This window comes from Legionella drancourtii LLAP12 (genome assembly GCF_000162755.2).
Lineage (GTDB): Bacteria > Pseudomonadota > Gammaproteobacteria > Legionellales > Legionellaceae > Legionella > Legionella drancourtii.
The window spans coordinates 15,235-26,356 of sequence record NZ_JH413823.1; the positions used below are offsets into that span (position 1 = coordinate 15,235).

The window sequence follows — 11,122 nt, forward strand, 5'->3', positions numbered from 1 at the left end:
CCGCAGCTCTAGTTGGCGACTTCGTGTCGCACGGGGTTTGAAGTCCAATGATACGAAAACGTACGCTAAGAGACATTGATGTTATCAGCAAGATGAGTTACTAGCTTATCTCACTCTGCATAGTTTTTTCACTTGATGAATTAAAATCTAATGATATAGAAACGTACGCTTTTAAATTGTCTCCAAAATTGTATTAATAAAATTTTGTCCTGGCATTAATAGACCAAAATTATTGTCTTTCCAGCGATCGATTTGAGCCACAAGAATGGTTTTTTTATTAGGTATCCACATGAAAATACTACTATATCCGTTAATAACTCCTGTATACCACCAAACTAAACCATAACCAGGGATTTCTAAGGAATATATGCCAAGACCGTAACGAGCATTGTTTGGCTTGGGAGGATTTGGAGGAACTGCTTGAGTTTGCCTCAGTTGATCTAATGAATGTTTTGACAAGATTTTTCCTGGTGTGAATAAGGCTTCTGTCCATATGAGTAAATCTCGAATGTTCATCAGCATGCCACCAGCAGGACCATAATAAGCAGGATTCTCTTTTGTCACATCTTTGTTATCTAAATACGCAAGAACTTGCCGCTTATAAATGGATATGGGGTAGGAACTTATTGAATAATATGTGTTGTTCAAATTGAGTGGTTTAAAAAAGCGTTGTTGAAATTCAAGGGGTAAACTCTGATTAGTGATTTTTTCAATTATCATTCCTAATAGATAGTAGTTTGTATTAGAGTAATGCCAGCCTTTACCTGGCATGAATTCATCCTTTTGTCCATAAGCTAAATTTACAAAGAATGAGATTGAGTGGTAAGTGGTTGGCTCATGTTCAATTAATTTCTTAAATGCTTCGGTTCGAGTAAAATTAGGAATTCCACTAGTCATATTAAGCAATTGCTGAATAGATATTTTCCTCCAGCGTGGATGTAGTCATTATAGCCCGCTATTTACCACTATATTTATCCACGCAACAAGGTCACGCGAGAATGACAGATTTCCTTAGCTTAATGGCTGTGCGTCCAGGACTATGGAAGTCGCTTCATTTCTTTGCTGGATTTCGCATGCTCAACACCAACCTATTTTTGATTTATAAAACCTTGCCGAGGTTAAGTATTTAGATGCTGACTAAGACGCTGAACATAACTCCCGGATTTTTTTGAATGGTTTCTTTTAATTTACTTCTATCATTAAAGAGTCCTACCAAACTTACTGATGGTTTACTCAATTGTATTTGAGATTTAAATTCGTCCATTGTCATACCCGTTTCCCTTTTGAATTCTTCTGAAAATTTGTGGGCAGCTATTTTTTGCTTAGAAATTTCTTCCATATAGGTTATATGTTTTGCCATTATTGGATAAATTTCTGCAGGACAATCCTGTTGAATTGCCTCCCTTACGGCATTTGTTGCTTTTTCAATTAATTGAAGATCCTCTAAAGGTAATGCTTGTGCTAATGAGGGATAAGACGCAGAAAAATTGTTTCCATAAAGCTCTCGAACGCCATTTATTTTGATTTGCCTGCTTATTGTTGCTAACTGCATTAAATAATCAATGTTTTGGTTGGATAAAGCCAAAGATGCAGAAATAAATTTTTCGAAACAGCGTCTCAGATCTATTCAATGATTTCGCCAGAGTTGATAGCATTGTAGATAATGCTACATTATAAGTGGCTAAAGTTTTTTCTTTTAGGCTAAGTTCAGGTTGTTTTTCCTGCAGCATTTTTTGATAGCTGTAGGATGTATCAATAATTTCAGTTATCACCGGTTCAAGCAACGCTTTATCGATTTGTTCCTTACTGCAATCAAGCTTTAAATCTTTAACAAGAGCATCTACTAAATCAAGGCGAGGATTTTCCCACATGCCATAGGTTGATAATTTCATTGTGCTTCCTTACAATATTGAGATATTTTCACACTCCACGGTGCGGCCGTAAAGAAATCTATCATTAATGCATATAAATTAGTAGTTTGTCTCACCAGATAAAATAAATCATTGAAAATATTGCATAAAAAATTGAGTAATCTAATTTTGTTTCTTGTCGCCTAGGTGCGGTATTATTCTATTGTGGTCATTTATTTATCGCTGCAGTCAGTTTAGCAATAATGACTTATTTTGTTTCTTATCAAATTAAAGTTAACAACCCACTGCAAAAATGGTTAGACATCGTGTTTTATTAATTTTTAAGGGTTATTCGCATGGTTAAAGCCTTTTATATATTTTTCATTTTTTCCGCATTAATTGTCCCGGTTTTATTAATTGCGTTTAAATATGGATATACATCTGCAGTGCCAATCAAACCAGCGATATTTCCAGTGAGCAAGCCATTTCACAAGGGGTATTTGAGCGTATCACCAATGCATAAATTATGGTATGCAGAGTATGGGAACTCAGAAGGTATTCCTGTGATCGTATTACATGGTGGTCCTGGCGGCGGATGCAGTGATGATGATATGAAATTTTTTTGATCCTGCTTTTTGGCGAGTGATTTTATTAGATCAACGCGGAGCCAAACGTTCGAAACCTTTTGGTGAGCTGAGCGATAATACAACCCAGGATCTTATTAATGACTTAGAGGTATTAAGAAAAAGTCTAGCGATTGATAAATGGCTTATTTTTGGCGGTTCATGGGGGAGTGCGCTGGCTCTTGCGTACGGTGAAGCTTATCCTGATCGGGCTCTTGGATTTATACTCAGGGGGGTATTTCTTGCGCAAAAAAGTGAAAATTTAAATTTATGGTATGGCATGCGAGATACCTTTCCTGATATTTGGCAGGAATTTAATGATTTTATACCTAAGGAGGAGCAGGGGGATTTGTTGCACGCTTATCATCGGTTAGTGATGAATCCTGATCCAAGTATTTCAATACCAGCAGCACATTCCTTCTTTAAATACGATGTCATCTGCTCTTTTTTGAAACTTTTACCGGAACAATTAAAGCGTTTTATGGCCGATGACACGTTAACACTAGGTATTTCACGTACATTTATTCATTACAGTGCCAATAATTTTTTCATGAAAGACAATCAATTAATCGATAATATCGAAAAAATTAACCACCTTCCTCTGATTATCGTGCATGGGCGTTATGACACGATAACGCGGGCGAAAAATGCTTATACACTCCATAAACTCTGGCCTGGTTCGGATTTGGTTTTTGTTGATGCGGCAGGGCATTCAGCGATGGAGCCTCAAATTGTTTTAGAGTTGACTTATGCTACGGAAAAAATGAAAAATTTGTTCGGTACGTAACGTTGTCTCGAAGAGGAGGGCTAGTGCACGTCGGCTCATTTTGAGACTACAACCAAAAAACATTAACCCAAATATACAAACCAGTCATGCCGATAATGGGAATAATTACAAAAGCCAGAAAAACAAGGAGCTGTATTCTATTTTCCACCGAGGATTGATAAAACTTTTTAAATTTTTTGATAAAAGACATGGTTTAAACTCCGGGCAATAAGCCATACAATTTTATAATGTATGTATATTTTACCTGTAATTTTGGTTTATAATGTATGGATAGTCAATAAATAAGTGCTAAACTATTCTATAAAAGCACTATTTTAGAGTGAATGATGACCTATTGGATCCCGCGTTTTAGTAACAAAGTTAAAACCAAATACATGCAAATTGTTGAGGCCTTAGCAGAAGATATCAATAATGGTCTTATAATGGATGGCACACGTCTGCCTTCACAGCGCCAAATTGCTAAAGCTTTAGATATTGATTTAACTACAGTAACACGGGCATTGAATGAAGCGGCTAGTAGGGGGCTTATTGAAGCCAAAAGAGGGGATGGCACTCATGTTCGCCGCGCTTTTCAACAGAACGAGGAGGGACAGGCTCATTCTGAACTTGATTTAAGTATGAATATTGCGCCTCAACCTGCCTATTTAAATAAGAAATTTGCCCAGATACTCAATGAACTTCTACTCAATAAACCCAGTTTATCTCTAGGATATAAGGAAAGTAACCATTCACAACATGATTTGTATGCGGCCTCTCTATGGCTTAAATCCAGGCTTGGCCATATAGAAAGAGAACGTATTGTGATCGCAGCTGGTGCTCAGAATGCATTATTCTCTTTATGCAATCTACTTTTTAAACCCGATTCTCTTATCTGCGCTGGTGAATTTACTTATCCAGGGTTGAAAGCAATTGCGGCAAATCAAAGATTAAGACTTAACCCATTGAAAATGGATGCAGACGGAATTATACCTGCGGCTTTTAATGAACTCTGTAAGCAGGAGACACCCGCAGGGATTTACCTTATTCCAACACTTGATAATCCTACAACAGCCATCATGCCAGATGCCCGAAGGGATGAAATTATTGCCATTGCCCGCCAATTTGATGTCAAAATTATTGAAGATGATCCCTATAGTGCTCTTGTGGATAATGCACCAGCGGCTTTTTTAGTTAAAGCACCTGAACGGACTTGGCATATCTCAACCTTATCAAAATCTTTAAGCCCATCGCTCCGAGTTGCTTACGTTATTAGTCCCGGATTTCAAGAGCGAGAGCAATTGGCCGCTATGCTACGCACAACCTCGTTAATGCCTTCACCACTAACGTTAGCTCTGGCAACTACGTTAATTAGTACTGGTGACGCTGAAAAAATACTTGCAACAATTAAGAAAGAAATAGGGCAGCGGCAGCTTATTGCTAAAAAAATATTATCGGCCTATTCTTTTAATGTACATCGCACGGGACACCATCTCTGGCTTTATTTACCCAATTATTTGCAAGCTAGAGACTTTGCGGCTTATGCCAATCAATTTGGCCTCGCCATTGTCCCTAGTTATCTTTTTGCCATTGAAGAAACAAATCCAGTAAATGCGGTACGCATTTCACTTGGCGCAGCAGCAACTGAGGCTTTAGTTAAGAAATCTTTACAATTATTAGTTGAATTGATGCAACAATCATTTCTGCCCCAGAAAATTTTGGTTTAGGAGAAATAGTTTATGCTTAGTCTTAATGCCTTGGAGTTAGCCCGAATTCAGTTCGGATTCACCATTTCTTTTCACATTATATTTCCGGCAATTACAATCGGTTTGGCGAGTTATTTAGCTCTTCTTGAAGGTTTATGGCTTTATAAAAAAGAAATTGTCTATCGCGATCTTTATCATTTTTGGTCAAAAATATTTGCGGTTAATTTTGCTATGGGTGTTGTTTCCGGGTTGGTAATGGCCTATCAATTTGGTACCAACTGGGCTAATTTTTCCTCTTTTGCCGGAACAATTACCGGGCCTTTACTAATGTATGAGGTCTTAACCGCGTTTTTCCTTGAAGCTGGTTTTCTGGGGGTAATGCTTTTTGGTTGGCATAAAGTAGGGCCTGGATTGCATTGGTTTTCTACAATTATGGTTGCTCTGGGGACCTTAATCTCTGCAACCTGGATTCTTGCCTCGAACAGTTGGATGCAAACGCCACAAGGTTTCTCCATTGTGAATCATCAGGTTGTTCCTCTATCTTGGTTGCAAGTAATTTTTAATCCTTCTTTTCCCTATCGACTTGCACATATGGTTGTTGCTGCCTTTCTGGCAACGGCTTTATTCGTTGCGGCATCGGCGGCTTGGCACTTGTTAAAGAAGAATAAATCTCGTGCAGTGAAACTTATGTTTTCAATGGCTTTGTGGATGATTTTAATAGCTGCACCTGTACAAATATTTTTAGGCGATCAACATGGCCTAAACACGCTTAAATATCAACCTGCAAAAATTGCTGCTATAGAAGGACACTGGGAAAATACCCCCAATGAATCAGTGCCCTTGGTTTTATTTGCTATACCAGATATGGCTGCAGAGAAAAATTATTATGAATTAACAGTGCCTTATCTGGGGTCGTTGATTTTAACGCATCATTTAAAAGGCCAGATTCCTGCACTTAAAGATTTTGCGCCAGAGGATAGACCGAATGCAACCATTGTTTTTTGGACGTTTCGATTAATGGTTGGCCTTGGTTTATTAATGTTAGGTTTAGGTTTGATTAGTCTTTTTTTACGTATAAAAAATAAGTTATATCAATCTCAGCTTTTCTTGAAATTTGCGCTTCTTATGGGACCATCTGGAGTTATTGCCATTCTTGCTGGTTGGTATACTACAGAAATAGGGCGACAGCCTTGGGTTGTTTATGGCCTCATGCGTACTAAAGATGCCGTATCCAATCACTCGGCGCTTACATTATCAATCTCGCTTATTATATTCATCGTGATCTACATGAGTGTTTTTGGTATAGGCATTAATTATTTATTAAGATTAATCGCTCAAGGACCGAAAATTGAAGGAGAGGATGAGGAACCAGACATGAAGGATCTACATCGACCTGCACGACCTTTATCGGCAGCACCTGATAATATTGATCCTACTTTTGAACCAGGTATAGGCAAGGAGTAATGAATTATGGGCATTGATCTACCGCTGATTTGGTTTTTGATTATTGGTTTTGGCTTGATGATGTACATTATCATGGATGGCTTTGACCTTGGTATTGGCATTCTTTTTCCTTTTATTTCTGATCGTAAAGAACGAGATCTGATGATGAATACGGTAGCCCCTGTTTGGGATGGTAATGAAACCTGGCTTGTTCTTGGTGGGGTAGGATTTTTGGCTGCTTTTCCTCAAGCCTACGCTATCATTCTTACTGCACTTTATATGCCACTTATTTTTATGCTTTGTGGTCTCATTTGGCGAGGTGTTGCTTTTGAGTTTCGTTTTAAGGCAACAGATAATCATAAGCCCTTTTGGGATAAAGCATTTATTGGCGGTTCTTATATCGCAACCTTTTTCCAGGGAGTAAGTTTAGGTGCTTTTATCAATGGTTTTAAACTGAAATCACAGGTGCAAGGCTTAGTCTTTAACGGGGGGAGTCTTGATTGGTTTACTCCTTTTAGTCTTTTTACTGGTTTTGGTCTTGTTGTGGCTTATGCACTTTTAGGTTGCACTTGGTTAATTATGAAAACCGAAGAACAACTGCAAAAAAAGATGATTAAGATTGCCAAACCTATTTTATGTCTACTCTTACTGGTTATGGTCATTGTCAGTATCTGGACGCCTTTAAGTCATGAGTACATTGCTGAACGTTGGTTTTCCATGCCCAATGTGTTCTTTTTAGCACCGCTTCCTTTGCTGGCCTTTGTTGCTGCTTATATTATGTTAAGAAAATTACGTCACGAAACCCATGTTGCTCCTTTTCTTTTAGCATTAGTAATTCTTTTCTTAGGTTACATGGGGTTAGCAATCAGCTTGTGGCCTAATATTATTCCCCCGAATATTTCGATGCGTGACGTGGCTGCCCCTGAGCAAAGTATGGGATTTGCCTTGGTGGGTGCTTTATTTATTATTCCGTTTATCCTAGTTTATACCTCTTGGGCTTATTATGTGTTTCGTGGCAAAGTAAATTCAAATGAGGGCTATCATTAATGAAAACACTATGGTGGAAACGATTGGGCTGGCTCATGTTAATCTGGGCCAGTAGTGTTGGCTTTTTAGCATTAATAGCCCTTTTTTTTCGTTTATTAATGACTTACGCGGGGTATTTTGTTGCGAGTTAGAAAAGCAATTGAGTAATTGATGGGTTTTTTCGCGTAAATTATAACAGGCGTAAAATCGCCAAAAATAACTCTATTCATAGTCTAAAAATATTTTTGCGACAAAACCAGCCAGGTAGAGGGGCTGGCTGGTTTTGAAACTATTAGAGCACCTTAACTCTCAGATTCCCAAATACCTATCAGTTCTCTTAAAGCTATAGCTTTATTGGGAAGTGACAATTATGGTCACTTCCCTACTAAAGATACATCTTGTTAAGTTCCGAAATGCCTTCTTTTGTTTTCAAGCCACCATCAATGATTGATAATATTTCCCGTTCTTTCTCATTAATCGTTTCTTTATGTCTGGAGAACAACGAAAAGGAGAGTAGTGCTTGTTTGTTAACTGAGCAGTGTTTTACAACCACGCGATACGCTGTAAATAGTTTTTCATATTCAAAAGAACCACGAGTCAAAAAATCAATAGGTGCATTATTGGCATCATTTTTTTTGTATAAGTCACCGCCATTTTGAATTAACAATAAAGCAGCATCAAATTTACCTAGCTTGCATGCATAGTGTAAAGGGGTCCAACCTCTTGTGTTGCGAGGGCAGACATTAACATGGGTAATGCCTTCATCAATTAACTTTACTAGCTGATTAATGTCATCACGTTGAACAGCCATGCAGAGTCGGCTAGATTGTTCATGCTGGAGGTCGTTAAATTTATCGCGGGCATAGATTCTTGAACCGGAGTTTTCATTGAGGTTATTTTGCAAATGCGTCTGATCGAGTAGCACACAATTCTTCATGCGGTTTTCAACGTCTTTGCCACGATATTTTTTGTCATTAGGGGCGTAGTGTTGCCAATTGGAGTTCGCTACAATATTTCCCGTTGAGGTGTTTATATAAACCAAAGAAAACCCTGTTTCCTCGAGAGAACCTTGGGATTTTTTAATTAGAAAATTGGACAAATCCAAGTGTTTGCAATTAGATTGAAAATACTCACATAAAAAATTTCCGCTCTTTTGGGACTCAATATTATCTTTCCATCCCCCCACTAGTGCAACTGAGCAGTCGGATAACAGAATACTGTCATCTAAAAATTCATTGACATATTCCTTTAGGCTCAAATGGCAGCAATTATCATCCCAATGCAACACCGCGCTTCTTTGAGGATGATGGATAAATACGGCATAGCATCCTCGGACACTTTCTGTGCCAAGATAAGGATGTGGATCGCTTGGAGTGATAATCAGATATTCTTTTTGTAAAACAAGATTCATTTTTTCAGACAAATTTTTATTCATGAAGTTTCCAATGAGTGATAAAAAAAACACATTTTACAGTGCGATTATTAAGGAAAAATGAAATTGATTCCTTTGCAGAAGGGCGTTTTTACAAGATAAATAAGGGGATAACAGTCATTGGGGTTTTGTCGCAAAAAATTAAAACCCAGAGTAGGCTCTGTCTTTTTGCAAGGAAACGATCTGAGATGCTGAGTTTTAAGTGGCGCCATTTTAAGCAGGACATTTAGATGGTACTTGGCTTATTCATTGAGTTACCGTGATGTTGAGGAGTTAGCTGGTTACAGCCTGGAGTGATGAAAGGTTATAAGGATGTTCTGGGAAATTTCGTACCTTCCTGAAAAGAACTCCAACTTAGCAAACAGAGTATTAATTGGACTTATTATCTGTGATAATATTGGCTTTTTTTAATTCAGGAGTAAGTATGCCAACACCTACTAAAAGTCAAGAACAGGCAAGAGCCCAAAGACATGAAGACTATGCGCAGATTAAAATTTGGGCAGAAGAGGCCATTGATAAGCTTCAGGATAAAAGAAGTATATTCTTTTCAACTAATTATAAGATTAGGTTAATAAAATATGCTCTTTTAGATTTGAAAAAAGCGATTATAGTAAAAGATTATTTAGAAGGTTTTGCAATAGAGTTCGATGCTGAAATCCCTTGTGAAGGACACTGGAAAACGCTACCTTTACCCATCGGTAGACTTTGGTTTGACTTTTCGGATGAAGCTAAGCGATTTTGCTCTAAATACGATTTTACCTTTGAAAATATGATTCATTATAAATATAGGGAGTATATTGAGCCGGAAGAGGCTACTTGGCTCAATGGTGAACTCCAAAATGGTGGGTTTTCAGGGTGGCTCTATAGTGAGTCTCTGGTTGATGCACTCAATATTAGCAGGTATTCATTAGGATTCTTTTCCAAGCAACCTTGGTGGGGAAAAACAACAAGCTTAGTAGAGTTTGAAGAAAAGGCTCATGATCAGATTCAACCGAGATTCTAAAAGCCAAAGCTCTAAATTTTATTTTATCTGGAGCTACAGAAGTAAGAAAATCCGGACAATCTCTTTGCAGATAACTACAGGAGATTGCCGGATCTAAACGTATTCAAGTAAACAAATTATTCATGCTTATCACGTAAGTGGTACTCTCTTCTTGCAAAAATCTTCCAGCAACATAAGCACTAATAGGGGGATTTGGGCAAATGCGAATTAGACTATCTAAAATAGCACTTTATTCAGTCAAATAGACCTAAATAAAAAAAATTATCTCTCCTAAAATTTCACTCATTTCAATCGGAAAAAATATAATTATCCATTATAAAACAATGGCATTACAGAATATTAATTATAAAAATCTAATCGTATAATTTGGATTGTAATTCAAGCATAAATTAATAAAGAACAAATCTAATCGCATAGATTTAATTATGCGAAAGTTATTATTTAAAAAGAGGCAAAGAATTTGCCTCTTTGATTTTATTTTCGTAGGTTATCAGAAATAGATTTAGCAAAAAGCTTAAATGACTCAATAATACCGTGCTCTTTTTTGTTATAATCTCGTGCAAAAAAGCCTTCCCGATTGGTTGAAAAATGATATTGCTCAGGTATAACTTCTTTTTCTGCTGAATTAAGAAAAACAACTTTATTGATGGTTGTAAGAATTGGTTCCCAAGCCTTTTTTTGCTTTGGGGTCATTTTGTTGAATTCATCAATACTGATATAAATGGTGTGCAAATGAGTTAATAAATCTTTCAAATTATTAATTTCCTCAACTGCTAATTCATTGATGGCATTATCGCAAATATTTAAAGAGGTGATATTTGGGGGTAATTTTCTAATTACTTTAATTTTATCGCCCAATTCATTGTTGCTTATATCAAGATGCTCTAAGTTGCTAGGAAAAGCAGAACACAGTGTTTGTAATTCTTCTTCACTTTTCGTATTCAATTTGTTATTACTCATATTCAATGAGTTTAAACCTATAAGCACAGCAACCGCACTTTTGAGTTGCTCATTATCTTTATAACCTAAATTATTAGAAGTCAGATCCAATGAGGAAACTTGAGTTGAGGCAAAACTTTTTAATCCAATAGCCAGATTTTTTTGAACGTTAAACTCATTAAAACTTAAATCCACATGAGTAGCATGTTTGAATGATGAGAAAACAAGCGCAGCATCCTCTCCAGTTTTTTTACCTAAATTATTTCCACGCAAATATACAGATTTTATCTTGTCATCCAAGTTATTAAATGCTGTTTGCAACTCACTACACGCTCGA

11 protein-coding genes and 2 pseudogenes are annotated in these 11,122 nt (G+C 37.1%); 8 read left to right on the plus strand and 5 right to left on the minus strand.

Features of this window, described 5'->3' with window-relative positions; all coding sequences use genetic code 11:
- Window positions 1-171: 171 nt before the first annotated feature.
- From LDG_RS09490 to LDG_RS09500, 3 genes and pseudogenes are all read right to left on the minus strand, one after another.
- A pseudogene (locus tag LDG_RS09490) lies at window positions 172-924 on the minus strand (serine hydrolase domain-containing protein); the annotation flags it as partial.
- Window positions 925-1,126: 202 nt separating this feature from the next.
- Entirely contained in the window at window positions 1,127-1,552 is a 426-nt protein-coding gene (locus LDG_RS09495) for a hypothetical protein (RefSeq protein WP_006871095.1), read from the minus strand.
- Between the two features lie 7 nt (window positions 1,553-1,559).
- The gene (locus tag LDG_RS09500; protein WP_006871096.1) at window positions 1,560-1,892 is read right to left on the minus strand and encodes a hypothetical protein; all 333 of its coding nucleotides are present in this window, start codon (window positions 1,890-1,892) and stop codon (window positions 1,560-1,562) included.
- A 314-nt stretch (window positions 1,893-2,206) separates the two neighbouring features.
- Between LDG_RS09500 and LDG_RS18500 the strand changes: the two genes are divergently transcribed.
- The 6 genes from LDG_RS18500 (at window position 2,207) to LDG_RS18975 (ending at window position 7,563) form a co-directional block, all read left to right on the plus strand.
- A complete protein-coding gene (locus LDG_RS18500) occupies window positions 2,207-2,476 on the plus strand; it encodes a hypothetical protein (protein ID WP_006871097.1) in 270 nt (89 codons plus the stop codon).
- A gap of 16 nt (window positions 2,477-2,492) precedes the next feature.
- The gene (locus LDG_RS09505) at window positions 2,493-3,260 is read left to right on the plus strand and encodes an alpha/beta fold hydrolase (protein ID WP_006871098.1); all 768 of its coding nucleotides are present in this window, start codon (window positions 2,493-2,495) and stop codon (window positions 3,258-3,260) included.
- A gap of 323 nt (window positions 3,261-3,583) precedes the next feature.
- A complete protein-coding gene (locus LDG_RS09510; protein ID WP_083821410.1) occupies window positions 3,584-4,963 on the plus strand; it encodes an aminotransferase-like domain-containing protein in 1,380 nt (459 codons plus the stop codon).
- A 12-nt stretch (window positions 4,964-4,975) separates the two neighbouring features.
- Complete coding sequence (locus tag LDG_RS09515; RefSeq protein ID WP_006871101.1) at window positions 4,976-6,406, plus strand: cytochrome ubiquinol oxidase subunit I; 1,431 nt, start codon at window positions 4,976-4,978, stop codon at window positions 6,404-6,406.
- Window positions 6,407-6,412: 6 nt separating this feature from the next.
- On the plus strand, window positions 6,413-7,432 hold the full coding sequence (gene cydB / locus LDG_RS09520) for a cytochrome d ubiquinol oxidase subunit II (RefSeq protein WP_006871102.1): 1,020 nt from the start codon (window positions 6,413-6,415) through the stop codon (window positions 7,430-7,432).
- Window positions 7,432-7,563, plus strand: a complete 132-nt coding sequence (locus tag LDG_RS18975) for a DUF2474 domain-containing protein (RefSeq protein WP_006871103.1) — start codon at window positions 7,432-7,434, stop codon at window positions 7,561-7,563. Before cydB ends, LDG_RS18975 begins: the two co-directional genes overlap by 1 nt.
- Window positions 7,564-7,796: 233 nt before the next feature.
- Here LDG_RS18975 and LDG_RS09525 read toward each other — a convergent pair whose 3' ends face one another.
- Window positions 7,797-8,846: an ankyrin repeat domain-containing protein gene (locus LDG_RS09525; RefSeq protein ID WP_006871104.1), complete on the minus strand. Its 1,050-nt coding sequence runs from the start codon at window positions 8,844-8,846 to the stop codon at window positions 7,797-7,799.
- Between the two features lie 185 nt (window positions 8,847-9,031).
- Here LDG_RS09525 and LDG_RS20825 point away from each other — a divergent pair.
- Both LDG_RS20825 and LDG_RS09530 read left to right on the plus strand, forming a co-directional pair.
- Window positions 9,032-9,122: pseudogene (locus tag LDG_RS20825) on the plus strand (IS6 family transposase); the annotation flags it as partial.
- Window positions 9,123-9,267: 145 nt separating this feature from the next.
- Entirely contained in the window at window positions 9,268-9,846 is a 579-nt protein-coding gene (locus tag LDG_RS09530) for a hypothetical protein (protein ID WP_006871106.1), read from the plus strand.
- 474 nt (window positions 9,847-10,320) lie between these two features.
- Here LDG_RS09530 and LDG_RS09535 read toward each other — a convergent pair whose 3' ends face one another.
- Window positions 10,321-11,106, minus strand: a complete 786-nt coding sequence (locus LDG_RS09535; RefSeq protein ID WP_040535231.1) for a leucine-rich repeat domain-containing protein — start codon at window positions 11,104-11,106, stop codon at window positions 10,321-10,323.
- Window positions 11,107-11,122 lie beyond the last annotated feature (16 nt).